The organism is Alteromonas lipotrueae (assembly GCF_019249215.1).
In the GTDB taxonomy this organism is placed as follows: domain Bacteria; phylum Pseudomonadota; class Gammaproteobacteria; order Enterobacterales; family Alteromonadaceae; genus Alteromonas; species Alteromonas lipotrueae.
In genome coordinates this window covers 32,217-51,230 of record NZ_JAESDI010000007.1, presented here as the reverse complement: position 1 = coordinate 51,230, position 19,014 = coordinate 32,217, and the positions used below count along the sequence as shown (strand labels likewise).

The following is a 19,014-nucleotide window of genomic DNA, read 5'->3' as shown; positions in this document are numbered from 1 at the left end:
CATTAAGTGTAAGCCAAAACTAGCGTTTGTAAAAAAAATGTTTCATTCAGCTCATGATTCAATAAGCGCTTTCACGTTGATAAGTGAGTCAGCCTCGTTGGCAGGCTTATCCCAACGGATACGGTGTATGCGAGGAAATCGTAATGCCACCCCTGATTTATGCCGTTTGGACGGGTGAACCGCATCGAAAGCAACTTCTAGGACCAGCTCTTTTTTTACTTCTCGAACAGGGCCAAAACGGCCTATCGCGTTTCTTCTTACCCAGTTATCTAGCTTCTTAAGCTCTTCATCGGTAAAGCCTGAGTAGGCTTTACCGATAGGCAGTAATTGCTCATCTTGCCATGCGCCAAAGGTGTAATCGGAATAAAAGCTAGAGCGCTTACCGTGCCCTCGCTGGGCATACATCACCACGGCATCGACCACCAGAGGATCTCGCTTCCACTTATACCATTGTCCTTTTGGTCTGCCGGGTAGATAGTGGCTACTTGAACGTTTTATCATCAACCCTTCTACAGCACGGTTTTCACACACCTTTTTGTGTAGCGTTCGAAGCCATTTAGGTGAATCGGCATATAAACGCACTGACAGATGCAAGCGAGAGGGCGTATCTTTGTCTTGAGTACCATTGTGATAAAACCAATCTTCGAGTGCTTGACGTCGCGCGCTAAGGGGGGAGTCGGTTAAATGCTTCCCCTCTAACACCAATGCATCGTAAACAATAAGCCCCGCGGGGTTTGTTTTCATTAACGCGGCAGTGGGCTTCTTCTTATTTAACCTTTGTTGTAGGGCGTTGAAGGTATCTACTTCTTGGTTATGCATCACCAACAGTTCGCCGTCTAGCACCATGTTGCCACTAACACTGTCGAGAAGGTCGGGAAATGCGTGACTGATGTCATCACCAGTGCGGGAAAACAGGGCCTTTTCAGGCTTTTCTTTTGTGGTGTTGCAAACGAGTTGCACCCGAATACCGTCAAACTTATGTTCTATTTGCCATGCTTCGGGGTCGAAATTGTCAATATCGCTTTGTTCAATGGGATGAGACAGCATGACTGGGTGGAAGGTAACCGCGTTACTGATATCAGGTTTAGCCCCGTTACCTTCTAGCCATTCGAGAAGGTCGGTATAAGGCGGTGCGACGCCATGCCATAACTTTTCTATTTCAATGATATCTTGGTTGCCGTAGTCAGCCAAAATCTGTTTGATAGAGCGAGCAGATACACCAATTCGTAGCCCCCGTGTACCAAGTTTTAAGAGTGCCCAGCGCTGAGGTGGGGTCATTATAGTGAGGTAATTCGCCAACGTTGCTGCGACTTTTTGTTTACTTATACTCGCAAACGTATCTACCACTTCAGACAAGCTAGGCAGTGCTTCATCAGGTGCATTTTCAGGCGCTAGTTCGGGCCACAAGTGGGCTACGGTTTCACTAACTTCGCCCACATAATCGTAGCTCATTGCAAATAGCTCTGGGTCTACCCGCTCGGTGATCAGCTTTTTAACTGTATTTCGTTTGAAGAAATCAAACTTAAGCGTACCTGCCATAGCGGCGATTGCCCAGCCCCTATCGGGGTCAGGCGTAGTAGCAAGGTATTGCAGAATAAGCTGTGCTTTGGCTTTAGTGCCTGAGGTGTAGTAAAGCTGTTCTAATAATTCGCTAAACGCCTGCATTACTATTCCTCCTGCGCCGCTTCATCGTAACCTACCAGCGATAGCGCTCGTGCTTTAAACCCCATTTTCTGTGCCTGATATATTAAGGCATCTTCACGACCGTGGGTCACCCATACCTCACTAGGGTTGACTTCGGTAAGGGTTTGCAATAACTCTGGCCAATCACAATGATCTGAAATAATAAGTGGCAACTCAGCGTTGCGTTGCTTAGCTCTGGCGCGAATTTGCATCCAGCCAGACGCCAACACAGCACGAACGTGGGGTAAGCTTCTCGACCACCTATCGGCCAAGGCTGAAGGGGGCGCCAACACGATTTCGCCCGCTAATAACGCCTTATCCTCTACCTCGCTAACCGGAATAATACGACCAAGGGCGATACCTTCTCGTTCATATAAGTCACATAACTTTAGTAGCGCACCGTGAAGATAAATAGGTTTGGCATAGCCGGCTTCACGAAGCGCTAAAATAACCCGCTGGCATTTTCCTAGCGCATAAGTGCCAACTAGATGGCAGCGTGTTGGAAACACCTCAAGGGAGTGCAACAGCTTTTGCATTTCTTGTTCAATTGGCGGGTGGGCAAATACCGGTAAACCAAAAGTAGCTTCGGTAATGAGTACATCGCAAGGTACTACCTCAAACGGCGGGCATGTAGGATCGTGCCTACGTTTGTAATCGCCAGATATCACCAGCCGATAACCCGCATACTCAATGAGCAATTGTGACGACCCTAAAATATGGCCAGCAGGGTAAAAGGTGACCTTTATCTTGCGTTGGCCTTCTTTACTTGGGTCACTGTGACTTTCAGTAGTGGCTACTTCATCAAATTCTACGCTTTCACGATAGGGCACGGCTATCTGTTCTTCAGCCATATCATCACCGTACCGAGTGGTCATAATAGCCATGGTTTGCGGGTGGGCGAATACTCGTTTGTGCCCGGCTCTAGCATGGTCAGCATGACCGTGGGTAACAAGCGCGGTTTCAACGGGCTGCATTGGGTCGATATAAAAATTGCCCGGCACACAATACAAACCTGCGTCGTCTGTCTTCATCCACTTTGAAGGGTGTATTGTATTTTCAGCCGTCATATAAAACCTACATGCTCTTCGTTAGCGTTTCATATAACTACGGTGGTTTTACGTAATTGGTTGAGCGTAGTGGAAAATTAAACTCTTCTGCCGAATGAACGTATACGTACTATTGCTTACCATCGAAACAGCAGAGTAACGAAAAAATTATGGCGCAGGAGAAGTTCGGGCGATGGCATAAAGTTGTGCGCAATTTTTATATCAGAAGACATGTCTGTAAATATGCCTAAGACCAAAGCATCACCTAAGAAAGCAATTGAAACCGGTAGTGGTATTTTGCCCCCGGCGTTTAGCCAATGGTTCAACAATAAAGGCTGGGCGCTTCGAGATTACCAAAAGCAGATGCTTGCGCAAGATAGTTACAATACGACATTATTGATTGCCCCAACCGGAGCTGGTAAAACTTTATCGGGCTTTCTACCTAGCTTAGTCGAGTTAGCTCAATCGCCACAGCAAGGGCTTCACACCTTATACATTTCACCGCTTAAAGCACTAACCCAAGATATTCATCGCAACTTATTGCAACCTATTGAAGAAATGGAATTGCCGATAACGGCAGAAACCCGAACAGGCGATACACCTTCGCATAAAAGACAGCGCCAACGAAAAAAACCGCCAAATTTGCTGCTCACTACCCCTGAATCGCTCATGTTAATGCTGAGCTATGCTGATGCTGACAAACTATTTGGAAAATTAAAGCGAGTCATTATTGATGAAACCCATAGCCTAGTAGCAAACAAGCGAGGAGACTTTTTGTCATTAGCGCTAGCACGGCTTTCAGTATTGTCACCCGACATGAAGCGGGTAGGGTTGTCGGCCACGGTCGCTTACCCAGAAACGCTAGGTGCATGGCTTGCTGGCACAGAAGGCACCGCTAATATCATCAGCGTGAAAGCGGGTGAAAAACCAAAAGTAGACATGCTGCAATCTGAAAACCGTATGCCCTTCGGTGGCTTTATGGCGCGCTATGCCATTACCGATATATATAAGGCCATTGAAGACGCAAAAACCACTTTGGTGTTCGTAAATACGCGGGCCCAATCCGAACTGATTTTTCAAATGCTGTGGGAACATAACACCGCTGCCTTACCCATAGCCTTATACCATGGCAGTTTAAGTAAAGAGCAGCGGCGTAAAACAGAAGCCATGATGTCTAGCGGATTGTTAAGGGCAGTAGTGTGCACCTCGGCGCTAGAGCTAGGCATTGATTGGGGCGATGTAGACAAGGTAATACAAGTTGGAGCCCCAAAAGGGGTAAGCCGAATGCTACAGCGAATAGGGCGAGCAAATCATAGATTAGACGAACCCAGCGAAGCTTTGCTGGTGCCCGCTAATCGCTTTGAAGCCCTTGAATGCCAAGCCGCTATTGATGCAATTAACAAAGGCGAGCTAGATGGCGATGCGCCGCAATCGGGGGCATTGGATATTATCCCCCAGTTTATTGTGAACTGCCTATGCAGCAATGCTGACACGCCAGATACGCTTTACGAGCAAATACTTATGGCGTCGCCTTATCAAGGGCTCAACAAACAAGATTTTGAGAAGTTATGGCAGTTCGCATTGGATGGCGGTAGTGCGCTTAATGCCTACGAGCGATATCAGCGCCTAATGCAAAACGATGACGGTACGTTTTCACCGGCCAACAGGCGGGTAATACAAAGGCATCGGCAGAACATAGGCACTATTGTTGAAGCGGGTAGGCTAAAAGTGAAGCGTATTCGCCGTGGTAATCAAGGCAAAATTATTGGTGAAGTGGAAGAGTACTTTGCCCAGCAACTTACCCCAGGCGACACCTTTTACTTTGCTGGCGAAGTGCTTAAATACGAAGCCATTCGCGATATGCAGCTGCACGCTCGCCCTGCGAAGGCAAAAGAGCCTAAAATTCCTAGCTATTCTGGTGGTCAAATGCCACTGTCGACGTACCTGGCTGATGGGGTTAGAGCAATATTAGCGAATCCCAAGAGTTGGCGTAAATTGCCCGCGCAAGTACGAGAATGGTTGAATTTACAACAACAGTTCTCACAGCTTCCTGAGCCTGAAAAAGTATTGGTGGAGCAGTTTCCTTTTCGTAACGTGAACCATACGTTGTACTACACCTTTGAAGGACGAAAAGCGAACCAAACCTTGGGCATGCTGGTTACCCGTAGAATGGAAAAAATGGGAATAAAGCCATTGAGTTTCAGCGTGACCGACTATGGTTTGTCGATAAGTGCGGTTAAACAGATTACCGATAAGCAACTGCAGCAACTGTTTCAGCCAGATATATTAGGCGATGAGCTAGAAGATTGGATGCTACAAGCGCCGATGTTAAAGCGTTCTTTCAGGCAGGTGGCGGTAGTAAGTGGCTTAACCGAACAGCGTTATCATGCTAGTCAGAAAACCATGAAACAGGTAACGTTTTCTACTGATTTAATTTACGACACGCTGCGTGAGCACGACCCCGATCATATCCTTTTAGCGGTAGCGCGGGCTGATGCTGAACGGGAGTTGCTAGATTTACAGCGCTTAGCAAATTTACTTATTCGCTTTGTTGATAGAACCACGTTAGTAAACTTAGAAAAAGTATCGCCCATGGCGATCCCTATTGTGCTGAACATGCGAAGTGAACAAATTAAAGGGGCGGGTGCTCAGGCGATACTCGAGCAAGCCGATTTATATGCAGAAGCAGAAAATATGCTAGATGAAGTACGGGCTTTGTTGTCTTGAGAATATTAGGTTTGGTCGAGCAGTATTAGCCTCCGAAACACGCCGTAAATACATCCATGTAGGCTCTGCCGCAGCATTCATGCTGCGGAAGGTTTCTAGTGCCAATACTGCTCACCCAGTCTAATTCTATTGGTGTTAAAATGAGTGAATATGAATTGAATACATCCATGTAGGCTCTGATGCAGCATCCATGCTGCATAAGGTTCCATACCCAAGCCAACCCCACGCCACAGCTATAGATGGCTCCATACTTGAGGCTGAAGCAAACACAAAACTTAATTGAATCTGGCAGGCTGGTCTTTACGCGAAGCGGACCTTCTCTGCTACTTTAAAAGGTGGACTGTTGAGAGGGATCAAGGGACATTAGCGTATTAGCAAGCAAAGCTGTTTATTTATCCAAATAATCAGCGTCGCTCCCATATTCCGGAAAACGACCCAATCGTTCGTTTTTTCTCTTTAGCAGTTTATCCAGGTTGCCTGCTTTCCTTGATATAGCAATATGTTAGCTAGTTTGGTATTAATAGTGAAAGTATAAAAGCGAGTGATGCGTTGGCAGAAAAACACGTAATTTGCGCTATATTAAATTGTTAGTTTCAAGGAGAAATTTTGAAAGGTATACCAAGCACTCCAACAGATAATATTTATAAATTCATGGCCATTTCTGGTCTATGGTTTATCGCAGGCTTTATTGCCCTATGCATTTGGTTAATTAACACCCAGATTCAACTAGATAAAGAGGGTTTAAAGTCCCAATCTTATTTCTTTTCTGTAAATATGGAGAGGAAGATAAAAAGACGTTTAGAGTCAATTGAAAATAACGAGTTCGACAAAAATAGGCTTGACTGGGTTAATTCGTCATTTACGCCAGAACGAGAAAAATTATTTATAACTAAAGCTCTTGAAAGCCACCAAGAGGCCATCGAGAAAAACCGTGATATCCTCAATAGCAAAACTGGAGAAGAGCTAAAACTTTTGGAGCGTTGGGATGTAAGGATTGCTGGCTTATTATATATTGCCTTGATGGCTGGCCTAACTGGGATTGGCTTCTATAGATGGATAACAAAGACTCATCTCGTTGATGAAGAGACAAGATCTTTCGATCGAGACATTAAAGAAAAGACTTTAAAGAAGCTAAAATCTGAAGAGCAGGTGAGAGCTCTTGATCGAGACATTAAAGAACAGACTTTAGAGAAGCTAAAATCTGAAGAGCAGGTGAGAGCTCTTGATCGAGATATAAAAGAAAGAACCTTGAGAAAGCTTGATATGGAAATTCAACAACTAAAACTAACAAGTCAATCAACTTCGCGCCTACGGCGCCGGTCGCACTAAAGCGCGCCGGTTATTGAGGCGTTGAAGGTCTGCTCCTTGTCTAAGTGAGCCTGTCAATCTGACTGCCATACTTAAGTCTCCTATTATACAGGAGACAACTCATGGCAATTAAAATCCATACACCTTGGAACAAAAATCGTATTATCGGTCAGAAAAAGCCTCTTCAGATATCACATATATGGGGTATCCGGATTCGCTTGGAGCTTGAAGGACGGACGCGTGAGCTCGCACTGTTCAACCTTGGACTTGATAGCAAACTACGAGGTTGTGACCTCGTTAAACTCAAGGTTTCAGATGTTGTTTGCGGGCGTTCAGTTCTGAGACGCACTCATGTTGTTCAACAGAAAACAGGTAGTCCTGTCCAATTTGAAATAACACCAAACACCGGAGAATCGATCATGGCTTGGGTAAATAAAGCCGGATTGAAAGCATCTGACTATCTTTTCAAGTCTTGGATACATGACGCTGAGCACATATCAACTAGACAATACAATCGCATTTTTCACGGATGGATTGAAAAACTTGGTCTGGATACATCGCTCTACAGCACACATTTAATGCGTAGAACCAAGCCCTATCTGATTTACAAGAAGACTAAAAATCTTCGGGTAGTTCAACTCTTGCTGGGCCATAAAAAGTTAGAGAGCACTGTCCGCTACTTGGGCATCGAGGTAGACGACGCGTTGGAAATATCCGAATCTATTGAAGTTTAAGCTGTATGAGGCTGCTTGTGCAGACCCTTTGTACGTTAAGCCGCTGTACAAATGAGTTTTACTAAACAACTGAGGTGAGCGAATTATGGTGATGAGATAGTCAATTGGGAGTAATCAGCTTGAGGAAATATCTCTATAAAATAACTGATCTTTCGTGGCACCTTTATATTGAGTAGCTAACATGTCATCTATTCATTGAGTGGTAAACTTTAAAATTCAACAAATATTAGTCATATTGCCTAGCATCTATTGAGGAAAATAATGAAGTAGAGAATTATCATGAATTTTTAACGGAAAAACTTTCGCCATGTATTTATGAGAAATTTCACAAATGCATAAGGCCTATTTTCGTATCGTTGGATAACGGAGGAAAAGAGCAAGTCGGCACTGCAACTCTCTTAATAATAAATGGCGTACGTTTATTAGTTACCGCAGCTCACGTTTTTGATCACTTTGAAGATGGTAAACTTTTAATATCACTTGCTAATAAAATTCAATTGCTTCATCCAACATTTTATATTTCTGAAAAAATCAATGGTGAGCGGCGTTTAGATAGATTGGACTTTGCTGTTCAGGCAATGGACAGTAGTTGGTATAAACATATCGATGAGCAAGAATTCATTGAAGAGAAAGATATTACATTGCAAGTCACCCCAATTGCCGATGGTCCGCATATGTGTATCGGATATCCTAATTCAAAGAATAAAAAACGACGTAACCCCAAAACAAATGAAATTATAAAATTACATGTCCTTTCTTATACTGGTCATTCCTGCCTCGACCCAGAAGTCTACGTAAGGGTTGGTTGCAACAGCGAGTCGCATATATTAGTACAATATAGCGATAAAATTCGATATGACTCTAAATTAAACAAAACAGGGCCAATATCAGCACGAGGTCTAAGTGGCGGTCCTGTTGTCATGATGGGAATTCATCAAGATGCTGATGAAATGTTTAAGAGCCAAGCGTTAGGCATTGTCATTGAGTTTAAAAAAAGAGAACAAGTTTTAGTTTGTGTTAGATTCAGTGAAATATTCAAAAGAATTTCTTTGCTACTACATGAGATGAAATCGACTAAAAGAGATCATTCACAATAGGGATTTAACTAATAGGGCAGAGAGTGTCCGCTTTTGACTAATGAGATAAATCCAGCGCCACAATCCTGACCGTCCGCTCCTTGTCTCAAGGTGCCTCTGACGCTGTTAGGCTGCTCCGTACGTATTGCGGTCATTGGGGCATTGATTACTTTGTGTCGTCAACGCGCGAATTTAAGACATTCCCACGACTTATAACAACCTTGAGTTTTCGGTGCCATAGCTGACCAAATTGCTTTCATTGTTGAGAGTTGAGTATCTTTCTGAATATACAGTTGTGGCGGCCTTTCCCTATATTCAGAAAAACCACCCAATCGCGCATTTTTGTCTTAAATACAATTAGCCCAAATTATGCGCAACCTTAGTATTCTTTGACTTTCAGTAAGTTCGGAATGGTGGCAATATGCATAAAATCGAGCACACGCTCGAGAGAAAAATGCGCAATTTTTGCACTATTAAATTGTTATTCCTCAAGGAAGATCCAAATTGAAAAATATAGAAAATTTAAAGCTTTATGAAAAGATGTATCTTTTTGAGATTGAGCGAAGAGAAAAAATCAATGCTCGTCTGAATCTACCAATGGCAGTAATTGTCGCCATTTTTGGGCTTCTATCATATGTGTTTAATTTTGACACAAACTCTTTCTCTCCCTGTGAAAACTTTGTTTTTTATATACTCCTATTATTTGCATCTATTTCGTTGCTTGTAGCGTGCTATCACTTTAAAAATTGCTGGTCGGGGCTGGTCGACCAGTATATGCCTACTGCGAAGGACATAGAAGACTATCATCAAACTTTAGAGTCAACTTACGCAGAGTTTGATGAAAAAGAAGATCTTGTGAAGTCTTACTTCAATAAATTCCTTTTAGAAAGCTACACAGAATATGGCTCTTTCAATGCCAAAAATAATGACTATCGCTCCGAGCAACTTTACTTTACGGTAAGGGCATTGAGCGTTAGTTTGTTTCTAGCATTAATTGCAACGATCGTTTTAAAAATAATGGCTTTAACTTAAGAGGCTAAATATGTCTAAACAACCACCACCTCCGCCACCATCACCTGGACCTCGTAATGTTAGGAACCAAAATGTTCCCAAACCTAAACCCCCAGGGAAAAAGCCATAACGAAACGCAGTAGGCACTATTTTCGGTCATTGATTCGCAAACACGGGGCCGCTTCGCGATAATGGCCACGTGCCCTCGCCCGAAGACTAGTGCTATGCGGCAGATCAAATCAGGCGAACTGTGTAAACAAAGGAAGACAATGAAAGATAAAATGAAATTCGACTCGGACTATGATGAGCCACTTGGTCTTTCATCTGAAGAAACATTCTCGAGAATCAGTTCTTATACGATTTCATATAATATAGGAACTTTACTTGATTTAATCGAAAGAAGGGAGCTTGAGCTTGAGCCAGAATTCCAAAGAAATTTTGTTTGGGATAAGAAAACCGCCAGTCTTTTTATCGACTCTTTACTCATTGGATTTCCTACCCCGAATATGTTTTTTGGTAGGAATTCTGAGAGAGAAGACTTTATCGTTATTGATGGTCTTCAACGATTAAAAACAATTTACTTCTTTGTGCGTGAGGAGTTTACAAGTCAAAGTCAATTTAGGCTGACAGGTCTTAATGATCGTATGTGGGAGGGCATGTCTTTCTCAGAGCTACCTCGAAAATACCAACGCCGTTTGATGAACTCACTTATAAACGCCACTGTAGTAGACGATATAGACTTCAATCCCAATATTGTTCATGAGCTTTTCTACAGAATTAACACTGGAGGAATTCCTCTTACCAACCAGGAAGTAAGAAACTGTGTGTACAGTGGTCCATTCAACAGAATGCTACATGAACTAAATGCCTTTAAGCCATGGAGAAAGCTGTTAGGCGATCCAGAACCTCATAGAAGATTGGCAGATATAGAGTCAATCGCAAGAGTGTTAGCTTTGGTAGAGCGCTTAGAACTATTCAAACCACCCATGAGAGAGTTTGTAAGCTATTTTCAGTCTGACAACAGGGAAGAAAAGCGTACTGATTTAGCAGAGCTATTTAAAGAAAGTTGTGAAATAGTTTTAAATTCATTAAATGAAGATGCGTTTAGAAAAAAGAAAGTGGTAAACAGGACTCAGTTAGAGTCAATAATTACCGCCATCTGCTTAAGTCTGAAGAATGGAAGATCTATCAATAGATTGGAGCGAGGCTACCACAACTACCTTGATTTTCTCAATAAGCATAAGGACTACTTAATAGGTGGCTCAAATAGTGAGAGGGTAGTTAAAGAACGTATCTATCGTGCTTTAGAATTAATTGGGGAGTAACTAATGTTTAACTCGCCAGACATTCAAACACTGAAAAGCAGCCTAGATGGGTGCATACAATCTGCTTTACTACACAGACCTAACACACACGCAGCTATAAAGATTCAGTCTTTACTTGATTTGACTGTCTATATTATGGCTACTCGCTTTCTAGAGGGCTCTGTAAAGCACATTGTATATAATTGTGCAGTTATGCGAGGCGACGACGAAGACGCTCTCGATGAGCTATATACAAGGTTGAAATCATTTAATAATCCTGAATTCTCGAATATTAAGGAACTGTTTGAGTGTGAGCTCGATTTCGACATTCTCCAAGGCCGCGGAACTAGCTACACAAACAGAGATGTAAGTTATTTAAATGAAATCTGCAAAAATAGGCATCGAAATGTTCATGCAACTCCAGATCCAAGAGAGTGGTACAACACAAATACTAAGTCGATTACCGACTTCGATAGAGAAAAGGAAGGCTTGTTCAATATAGTAAAATATATAGATGGTTTGGTTTTCAATGCAGATACAAGCGTATACGAATATCGAGAAGCCGTATAATGAGTCAATTAATTACGCCCCCTTCGGCGCTGTAAGCAGCAAATCTGCACCGGTTATCAGACGTTGACCGTCCGCTCCTTGTCTTGAGTTCAATTGGTGAGTGCAACGCTATCCTTATTAAAGGGGGAATGTTGCCATGAAACAAAGAAAACGTATCTATTACTCACCAGAACAGAAAGCACTTATTTGGGACAGATATAAGCGAGGTGATTCGCTGCATGATATCGCTAGAATGTTTGACCGCTTTCATTCTTCTATTATGCCAACCATTTATCAAACTGGTGGGTATCGGCCACCAGAACGAAAAAGACATCCACAGTCTCTCTCGCTTGATGAAAGAGAAGAAATATCACGATGCTTAGTCGGTAAACAATCCATTCGAGAAATTGCCAGACGTTTGTCTAGAGCGCCATCTACAATTAGCCGTGAAGTAACAAGAAATGGTGGATTGAAGCACTACCGTTCCGTAAAAGCTGAAGAACGAGCATGGGACGAAGCATTGAGACCTAAGCCATGTAAGTTAATTGGCTCCCCAGAGTTATGTAAACTGATAGCCGTTAAGCTTAAAAGGGCATGGTCACCACAGCAAATTGCAGGTTGGTTAAAGCGACAATACCCCGATAATCAGGAAATGTACCTGTCTCACGAAACCATCTATAAAACACTCTTCATTCAGACGCGAGGCGCTCTAAAGAAAGAGCTGCAAAAGTGTTTGCGGTAAAAAAGAGTGGTTCGCAAATCTCGTCAATCTTCACTGAAAAGATTAGGTCTAGGCAAAATCCCTGATGCCGTTTCTATAAGTGAACGACCTGCATCAGTTGAAGATAGAGCGATACCTGGTCACTGGGAAGGCGACCTTATATGTGGCTCTAACAACAGTTACATAGCGACACTAGTAGAGAGGCACTCTCGATTCGTAATGCTGGCGAAAGTAGATAGTAGTAAAACGTCGATCGTGATTGCTGCACTTATCAAACACGCTCAAAAGCTACCTAAGGAACTATATAAATCTCTAACTTGGGACAGAGGGAGAGAAATTAAAGACCACAAACAATTTACTCTAGCCACTGATATAAAAGTCTATCTTTGCGATCCTTACTCACCGTGGCAACGTGGTACCAATGAAAACACCAATCGATTACTACGGCAGTATTTTCCAAAAAGTACCGACTTATCAGTACACAGCCAACAAAAACTTAGCAGTGTAGCGAGACAACTTAACGAAAGACCAAGAAAAACGTTAGACTATGAAACACCAGCACAGAAATTTAACCGATGTGTTGCGCCCATTGATTGAACTCAAGGTCTATAACAGACTCTCCAAGTAGGTCGAAATTCAATAACGTAAAGTAGCAAGCAAAACGTGAGCTGCTGTTATCCAAGTTCCATAGTATTCCTCATTCAGCCAAAACGCTCAATTAAGCATAATTGGGCTGGAATGCGTATAATGCACTGAGTAAAGCATTTTCAAAGAGGTCAGTAATTGGCAATCAGTGAGCAGTGGCTATCTTCACAGGTGGCGTTGCGTAGTATTAGTATTGTGAAATTTGCAGAGATGCTTTGGTTGTTAGATGCCAGAGGTGTGGCGTATTTGCCTGCGCTTGACTGGCTGGTGGTATCAGATTTACACCTTGAAAAGGGCAGCTACTTGCGTAGTTATGGTAATCCGCTGCCAAGTGTAGATTCCGTTGCCACGCTTAAACGTTTGCAGCACATTATTAGCGATTACAACCCTGCTCGGGTGATTAGCTTAGGTGATAGTTTCCACGATAAACATAGTATGTCTCGTATGACCGCTGAAGACAGAAACCTTTTATGCGATATCATAAATAACGTTCCCCACTGGGATTGGGTAGAAGGGAATCACGACCCCGACTTACCTGAAGGTATTCCTGGCAACCCTTGCCATGAAATTGCACGAAATGAAGTGGTGTTTCGCCATGAGCCAGAAATCCATGATCCAGAACCACGTGAGCCAGAATCAAGTGGAACAGAGCCACATGAAAGAGAACCAAGTATAAAGGATGGGGTGCAAGCTAAGCCACAAGCCAAGCTCCAAGCTAAGTCGCAAGTCATTGGCCATTATCATCCTAAAATACGTAAAACTATTTCCCGTCGTCGATTTTCCGGTAAGTGCTTCGTGGTGACTGAAGACTTATTTATCATGCCAGCTTTTGGGCAATTCACAGGGGGCTTAGATGTGGATGAAGAGGTCATGTTATCGCTAGCATCCAAAAAATCCCGCGCTTGCTATATGTTGTATGACGGTACGATTTTTAAAGCTTAATCGGCAAATTTTCATAATGCTGAGCGCCATAAAAAAACGGGCAACTAAGTGCCCGTTTTAATTCGTGGTAAAGCCTTGTAAAAGAATATAAGGCCGTTAGTGCTAATCGCGCCAGCGTTTGGTTAAGTCTTCGTATGCATCAATGCGACGGTCACGGAAATAAGGCCAAATACGTTTTACTTTTTCAGTGCGGGTTAAATCTAGCTCTACCGAAAGGGTAGTTTCACCTTCGGCTTCTGCTTTCGCTAGAATTTCACCTTGCGGGCCCGTAATAAAGCTTTGCCCCCAAAACTGAATGCCTGGGTCGCCATCAACAGGTGATGCTTCAAAGCCTGTGCGGTTTGCTACGATGACCGGCACCGAGTTTGCTACCGCATGTGAGCGCTGAATGGTTTCCCATGCGCCATGCTGGCGGCTACGCTCTTCTTCAGTATCCGTGCTATCCCAGCCAATTGCCGTTGGGTAAAACAATAAATCAGCGCCAGCCATTGCCATCAAGCGTGCGGCTTCTGGATACCATTGATCCCAACACACTAATACGCCCAATTTACCCACGCTGGTTTCAATTGGCGTAAAGCCCATGTCGCCCGGTGTGAAGTAAAACTTCTCGTAAAAGCCTGGGTCGTCAGGAATATGCATTTTGCGATATTTACCGGCAATCTCTTTGCTTCTATCAAATACCACAGCGGTATTGTGATAAAGACCAGAACCGCGCTTTTCAAATAAAGAGGTTACTAACACAATATTGTGTTTTTCAGCCAGGTCACCAAAGAAATCTGTTGCAGCACCTGGAATAGGTTCGGCTAAATCAAAGGCGTCGGTATCTTCCTGCTGGCAAAAATAAAGGGTGCTATGAAGTTCTTGCAGCAAAATACACTCACAGCCTTCAGCGGCGAGTTTCGCGACTTGCTCAGCACTTTTGTTCCAGTTAGTTGCTTTGTCGTTATCAGCAACAGACTGTTGTACCAAGCCTATCTTTAGCTTAGTTCGTTGCATGTACAGACACTCCTTTTGAGAAGGTGGAAATAACAGATTCTTTCAACGTATTTGTGGGTACCTGCATGGAAATACAATGTAAACTGCCAAATTGCTTCACCAACACCGAGCAATCTATAGGCTCGATAATATGGTCGGGGTAAGCCTGCTGCATTTGGCTAATCGCCGCTTCATCTTCAGGTTGCCCGTAAATAGGTAAGAGCACCGCACGATTACAGATCAAAAAGTTGGCATACGATGCAGGTAAACGCTCGCCCTCGTCGTTAACAATATTGGGTAGTGGTAATCGATATTGTTCGTGCTCAGGCATTGCACTGGCGCACTCATCACAAAGCGCACTTAACCCTGCATAATGACTGTCGGTTTTGCGATTATCAGCCGCTTGAATAACTAGGCCTTTATTTGGCGTGAAACGCACAAGGGTATCTATATGCCCGTCAGTATCGTCACCTTCAAGGTGACCATGTTCTAACACGGTAAACGTTTTGCAGCCTAGCATGTCGTTAAAGGTTTCAGCGTAATCATTGATAGTCATATCACCGTTGCGCTTAGGGTTTAATAAACACTGAGAGGTGCTAAGCAAGTGGCCTAGGTCGTCAATTTCTAACGCGCCACCTTCAGCCACTACTGGGCTACTTCGAAGGGGCAATTTACACAATGAAGCAAGGTAGCGTTGGTTAGCCATATTGTCTTCACTGGCATCAAACTTTTCACCCCAACCATTAAAGCGAAACTCTACTGGCGCCCCAAAACCTTCTGTATCGCGACAGGTTAAAAAACCGTAGTCACGCACCCAAGTGTCGTTATAAGACGCAGGCACAATCAGCACACGTGCGTGATCGCCTAAACGCGATTGCACATTATCAACATCGTCAGGGGCGCACAGCAATATCACACCCGCATGATAACGGTTGACCGCCGCAATCACGTTCAAGTAGGTCTCACGGGCTTCTTCTAGCCATGGCGCCCAGTCGGTTTCTGCATGCGGCCACGCCAGCATTACAGCATCAACGGTTTCCCATTCAGGAACCAGTTTACGACTACCTTGCATGTTTATTCTCGATAGAAATAAATAATGCGTGGATTATAACTATCCTACTCACGCCAACCAATAGCAAACTTGATGAAATTCTTTGGCTGTCACGATTACAACAGCGACTTGTTCTTTCGACACATTTTGTGACAATTCTTCTGCTGCTCCTATCAAGCTAAGCTTTCTGATGTTTATGAGGTGAGCTTCCTAGTATTTCTAGCCTGTATTTCGATGATCAGGTTTGCAACATCAATTCATGCATTATTCGACATTTTATTTTAATTGGCACCTATATCAGAGGCTGGTATAACGGGGCAACAACGTATTTAATGTGCTTAGCTTGCAGGAAATATAAATTTCACCAAGGTGAATTTGATAATAAAAGGATGTGATATGCAATTTCAAAAATTAATGAGTATTAAGGTTCTTACCTTAGCTGTTGTCGCTATTGCCGTAGTCTCTGGTTGCGCTAGTACCTCTTCAAAAGTGGTTGAAACCCCAAAAGTGGAAAGCTTCAACTCTCAGTATACGGGCACCAAAAGTAAGCTGGTTGTGGGGCAATTTGTAAATCGTTCTAACTTTCAAAATGGCATCTTTTCAAATGGTCAGGACCGGTTAGGCAACCAAGCAAAAACTACCTTGATGGGGCATTTGCAGCAAACAAATCGCTTTAGTGTTCTCGATCGCGACAATATGGATTTGCTTGCCACTGAAGCATCTCGCTCAGGTACTACGCAATCGATAGCTGGCGCACGATTTGTAGTAACAGGTGATGTTACCGAATTTGGACGCAAAGCCATCGGTGATAAGCAATTATTTGGTCTTCTAGGTAAAGGGAAATCTCAAATTGCTTATGCAAAAGTCACTCTAAATGTAGTAGATGTAACAACATCTGAAGTAGTTTACTCCGTAGCAGGAGCTGGCGAATATAGTTTGTCTGAACGTGAAGTTATTGGGTTTGGGAGTACCGCTAGCTACGACGCAACGCTTAATGGAAAAGTGCTTGATTTAGCCATTCGCGAAGTAGTGAACAATTTAGTTGATGGCTTAGAGTCTGGTGCTTGGGCAATTTAAAACAATAAAAGGTCGTGAGTAAAAAATAATGAAAAAAATGATACTAATAACCTTACTTGCCCTAGGTATAGTTGGTTGTAAAACCACTGAGCCGCTTTATTACTATGGCGAATACAATAGTGCCGTGTATAGCTACTTTAAATCTGAAGATGTATCGCTGGAGGCGCAGATTACTGTGCTTCAACAAGCAATAGAGCAAGCGGCCGCACAAGATAAAGCCATTGCTCCTGGTATTCATGCACACTTAGGAATGTTGTATTTCGAAAGCGGGAATGGGGATAGAGGGACACTGCATTTTGAACAAGAAAAGGCGTTGTTTCCGGAGTCTGCGCAATATATCGACTTTTTATTAAACGCATCTAACGCCAAAGGAGTCTAGTAAAATGAATGTATTTAAATTAGCTGCTTCATTTATGGCGATAAGTTTATTAACAGCCTGTGTTAGTGCTCCACCAGCATATGATTACACTGCATTTAAAAATGCTGCGCCTGCGTCAGTTGTGGTATTACCTCCAATTAACAATACGCCTGAAGTTATCGCACCTTACAGCGTGATGTCTCAACTTGCTCGACCCATTGCAGAGTCTGGCTTTTATGTCTTTCCAGTAGCGTTAGTAGACCAGACGTTTAAAAACAATGGGCTTACGGTAGCAGAAGATATTCATGCTGTTCCGACAACGAAATTACATGAAATATTTGGTGCTGATACAGCGCTTTACGTCACGATCACAGATTATGGCACAAGCTACGTAGTTATCTCGAGCGAAACGAGAGTCACAGTATCTGCGTCGTTAATGGATTTAAAAGGCAATACTGTGCTTTGGGAAGGAATGGCAACGGCTTCATCAGCTGAGACCCAGAACGCCAACTCAGGTGGCCTTGTGGGTATGTTAGTTCAAGCTGCCGTTAGTCAGATTTTCGAAACAGTAACTGATAGAGGTTTTGATATTGCAGCATTAACGTCTAACCGTTTGCTGTCGGCAGAAAGTCACAACGGTTTATTGTTCGGTCCTCGCTCACCGAAGTATGGCCAACCTACCCCAAGTGAAAGTGCTAATTAATATTGCTTGAATTTTGGTCTGTTTTTCATGGCGCTTTGTTTTCATAAACGAAGCGCTATTTGAGTGAGTGACACTGTGCCACTATTCCTAGTGGCTATTACTAGTCGTTTGTTTTTTGATCTTATTCCCCTTAAAGAGCGTTTTATCTGAATAACTATAAAACACGCCCTTAATAGCATTTTCAGATGAGGCTAATCTCAGCATTTGCTCGATCAATAGCCGCTAGAATGCTAAAATATGGCCATTAGATGTCGCCAAACCTTTGCCAAAGCGTAGTTATATGCCTTGGCCGTAATCATGCTATTCAGTAGTCTTGCGTTGGCTTTCAGGCGGTATTGTCATTTGCATCTTGGTATCAAGTTAGCCTTAATCGTGTTGATTACGTTTAAGGGTAAAGAAGTATTTACGGATAGGGTTAATGTTAGCAAAAGAAGCGGTAATTGTGCGTGACGCACTAGAGCCATCAATTTCTGAATCGGCACAACGTGTCAGAGCAGCGCTTGAAGAAAAAGGGCTTGAAACGCCTATGGTGGCGAACGGTTTGTCCGACGAGCAAAAACGTCAGAAGATTGAAATCGCAATGCGTGACGTGATGAATACGCTTGGGCTCGATCTTACCGATGACAGTTTGCACGACACGCCAACCCGAATTGCTAAGATGTACGTGAACGAAGTTTTTGGCGGTTTGGATTATCGTAATTTTCCCAAAATAACCCAAATCGAAAATAAGATGCGTCTTGATCAGCCTGTTCAAGTGTCAGATATTAGTTTAACAAGCACATGCGAACACCACTTTGTGACTATTGATGGTCTCGCTACCGTTTCTTATATCCCCAAAGATACTATTATCGGGTTATCGAAATTAAACCGCTTAGTAAGTTTTTTTGCACAGCGCCCTCAAGTGCAAGAGCGATTAACGCAGCAAGTACTTGTTGCCATCCAGACCTTAGCATCCACCGATGACGTAGCAGTAAGCATTAATGCTACGCATTATTGTGTGAAAGCCAGAGGGATACGCGATACTAATTCGTACACTAAGACGTCTGCGTTAGGTGGAAAATTTTTGTCTGATGTGGAATTGCGAAGAGCATTTTTTAGTTAACC

16 protein-coding genes and 1 pseudogene are annotated in these 19,014 nt (G+C 43.2%); 13 read left to right on the top strand and 4 right to left on the bottom strand.

Translation table 11 applies throughout. From position 1 onward, the window contains the following. Positions 1 to 51 precede the first annotated feature (51 nt). On the bottom strand, positions 52 to 1,665 hold the full coding sequence (locus JKP82_RS09470; protein ID WP_218396778.1) for a cisplatin damage response ATP-dependent DNA ligase: 1,614 nt from the start codon (positions 1,663 to 1,665) through the stop codon (positions 52 to 54). Between the two features lie 2 nt (positions 1,666 to 1,667). After that, positions 1,668 to 2,750 (bottom strand): ligase-associated DNA damage response exonuclease, encoded by a 1,083-nt coding sequence (locus tag JKP82_RS09465; RefSeq protein WP_220099905.1) that lies wholly within the window; start codon positions 2,748 to 2,750, stop codon positions 1,668 to 1,670. Positions 2,751 to 2,972: 222 nt separating this feature from the next. On the opposite strand from JKP82_RS09465, the gene JKP82_RS09460 reads away from it, so the two are divergent. From JKP82_RS09460 to JKP82_RS09420, 9 genes and pseudogenes are all read left to right on the top strand, one after another. Further along, positions 2,973 to 5,456, top strand: a complete 2,484-nt coding sequence (locus JKP82_RS09460) for a ligase-associated DNA damage response DEXH box helicase (protein WP_159534729.1) — start codon at positions 2,973 to 2,975, stop codon at positions 5,454 to 5,456. Positions 5,457 to 6,062: 606 nt separating this feature from the next. Beyond that, the gene (locus tag JKP82_RS09455) at positions 6,063 to 6,785 is read left to right on the top strand and encodes a hypothetical protein (protein WP_218396777.1); all 723 of its coding nucleotides are present in this window, start codon (positions 6,063 to 6,065) and stop codon (positions 6,783 to 6,785) included. Positions 6,786 to 6,886: 101 nt separating this feature from the next. Beyond that, the gene (locus tag JKP82_RS09450; protein WP_218396776.1) at positions 6,887 to 7,498 is read left to right on the top strand and encodes a tyrosine-type recombinase/integrase; all 612 of its coding nucleotides are present in this window, start codon (positions 6,887 to 6,889) and stop codon (positions 7,496 to 7,498) included. Between the two features lie 356 nt (positions 7,499 to 7,854). Next, complete coding sequence (locus tag JKP82_RS09445) at positions 7,855 to 8,595, top strand: hypothetical protein (RefSeq protein WP_218396774.1); 741 nt, start codon at positions 7,855 to 7,857, stop codon at positions 8,593 to 8,595. 483 nt (positions 8,596 to 9,078) lie between these two features. Next, positions 9,079 to 9,606, top strand: coding sequence for a hypothetical protein (locus JKP82_RS09440; protein ID WP_218396772.1), 528 nt, complete (start codon positions 9,079 to 9,081; stop codon positions 9,604 to 9,606). A 248-nt stretch (positions 9,607 to 9,854) separates the two neighbouring features. Continuing rightward, complete coding sequence (locus tag JKP82_RS09435; RefSeq protein ID WP_218396770.1) at positions 9,855 to 10,910, top strand: DUF262 domain-containing protein; 1,056 nt, start codon at positions 9,855 to 9,857, stop codon at positions 10,908 to 10,910. A gap of 3 nt (positions 10,911 to 10,913) precedes the next feature. Next, the gene (locus JKP82_RS09430; RefSeq protein ID WP_218396768.1) at positions 10,914 to 11,459 is read left to right on the top strand and encodes a hypothetical protein; all 546 of its coding nucleotides are present in this window, start codon (positions 10,914 to 10,916) and stop codon (positions 11,457 to 11,459) included. Positions 11,460 to 11,595: 136 nt separating this feature from the next. Further along, positions 11,596 to 12,756: pseudogene (locus tag JKP82_RS09425) on the top strand (IS30 family transposase). Between the two features lie 186 nt (positions 12,757 to 12,942). Further along, the gene (locus JKP82_RS09420; RefSeq protein WP_218396766.1) at positions 12,943 to 13,746 is read left to right on the top strand and encodes a metallophosphoesterase family protein; all 804 of its coding nucleotides are present in this window, start codon (positions 12,943 to 12,945) and stop codon (positions 13,744 to 13,746) included. A 102-nt stretch (positions 13,747 to 13,848) separates the two neighbouring features. Here JKP82_RS09420 and JKP82_RS09415 read toward each other — a convergent pair whose 3' ends face one another. Further along, positions 13,849 to 14,742 carry a carbon-nitrogen hydrolase gene (locus JKP82_RS09415; RefSeq protein WP_159533691.1) on the bottom strand — a complete coding sequence of 298 codons (894 nt, stop codon included), beginning with the start codon at positions 14,740 to 14,742 and terminating at the stop codon, positions 13,849 to 13,851. Further along, positions 14,729 to 15,793: an agmatine deiminase family protein gene (locus JKP82_RS09410; protein ID WP_159533689.1), complete on the bottom strand. Its 1,065-nt coding sequence runs from the start codon at positions 15,791 to 15,793 to the stop codon at positions 14,729 to 14,731. The genes JKP82_RS09415 and JKP82_RS09410 overlap by 14 nt, the downstream gene beginning before the upstream one ends. 393 nt (positions 15,794 to 16,186) lie before the next feature. On the opposite strand from JKP82_RS09410, the gene JKP82_RS09405 reads away from it, so the two are divergent. The 4 genes from JKP82_RS09405 to folE all read left to right on the top strand — a co-directional run bounded on the left by JKP82_RS09405 (position 16,187) and on the right by folE (position 19,012). Continuing rightward, positions 16,187 to 16,849: a CsgG/HfaB family protein gene (locus JKP82_RS09405; RefSeq protein ID WP_159534727.1), complete on the top strand. Its 663-nt coding sequence runs from the start codon at positions 16,187 to 16,189 to the stop codon at positions 16,847 to 16,849. 28 nt (positions 16,850 to 16,877) lie between these two features. Further along, positions 16,878 to 17,228 carry a DUF4810 domain-containing protein gene (locus JKP82_RS09400; protein ID WP_159533687.1) on the top strand — a complete coding sequence of 117 codons (351 nt, stop codon included), beginning with the start codon at positions 16,878 to 16,880 and terminating at the stop codon, positions 17,226 to 17,228. Between the two features lie 4 nt (positions 17,229 to 17,232). Further along, positions 17,233 to 17,910, top strand: coding sequence for a DUF799 domain-containing protein (locus tag JKP82_RS09395; RefSeq protein WP_218396765.1), 678 nt, complete (start codon positions 17,233 to 17,235; stop codon positions 17,908 to 17,910). Positions 17,911 to 18,328: 418 nt separating this feature from the next. Beyond that, on the top strand, positions 18,329 to 19,012 hold the full coding sequence (gene folE / locus JKP82_RS09390) for a GTP cyclohydrolase I FolE (protein ID WP_057795639.1): 684 nt from the start codon (positions 18,329 to 18,331) through the stop codon (positions 19,010 to 19,012). Positions 19,013 to 19,014 lie beyond the last annotated feature (2 nt).

Excerpts from the sequence above, each read along its gene's own strand:
- JKP82_RS09470 (WP_218396778.1), bottom strand. The coding sequence starts at position 1,665 with ATGCAGGCGTTTAGCGAATTATTAGAACAGCTTTACTACACCTCAGGC.
- folE (WP_057795639.1), top strand. The coding sequence starts at position 18,329 with ATGTTAGCAAAAGAAGCGGTAATTGTGCGTGACGCACTAGAGCCATCA.
- JKP82_RS09395 (WP_218396765.1), top strand. The coding sequence starts at position 17,233 with ATGAATGTATTTAAATTAGCTGCTTCATTTATGGCGATAAGTTTATTA.
- JKP82_RS09400 (WP_159533687.1), top strand. The coding sequence starts at position 16,878 with ATGAAAAAAATGATACTAATAACCTTACTTGCCCTAGGTATAGTTGGT.
- JKP82_RS09435 (WP_218396770.1), top strand. The coding sequence starts at position 9,855 with ATGAAAGATAAAATGAAATTCGACTCGGACTATGATGAGCCACTTGGT.
- JKP82_RS09410 (WP_159533689.1), bottom strand. The coding sequence starts at position 15,793 with ATGCAAGGTAGTCGTAAACTGGTTCCTGAATGGGAAACCGTTGATGCT.
- JKP82_RS09415 (WP_159533691.1), bottom strand. The coding sequence starts at position 14,742 with ATGCAACGAACTAAGCTAAAGATAGGCTTGGTACAACAGTCTGTTGCT.
- JKP82_RS09450 (WP_218396776.1), top strand. The coding sequence starts at position 6,887 with ATGGCAATTAAAATCCATACACCTTGGAACAAAAATCGTATTATCGGT.
- JKP82_RS09430 (WP_218396768.1), top strand. The coding sequence starts at position 10,914 with ATGTTTAACTCGCCAGACATTCAAACACTGAAAAGCAGCCTAGATGGG.
- JKP82_RS09465 (WP_220099905.1), bottom strand. The coding sequence starts at position 2,750 with ATGACGGCTGAAAATACAATACACCCTTCAAAGTGGATGAAGACAGAC.
- JKP82_RS09460 (WP_159534729.1), top strand. The coding sequence starts at position 2,973 with ATGCCTAAGACCAAAGCATCACCTAAGAAAGCAATTGAAACCGGTAGT.
- JKP82_RS09405 (WP_159534727.1), top strand. The coding sequence starts at position 16,187 with ATGAGTATTAAGGTTCTTACCTTAGCTGTTGTCGCTATTGCCGTAGTC.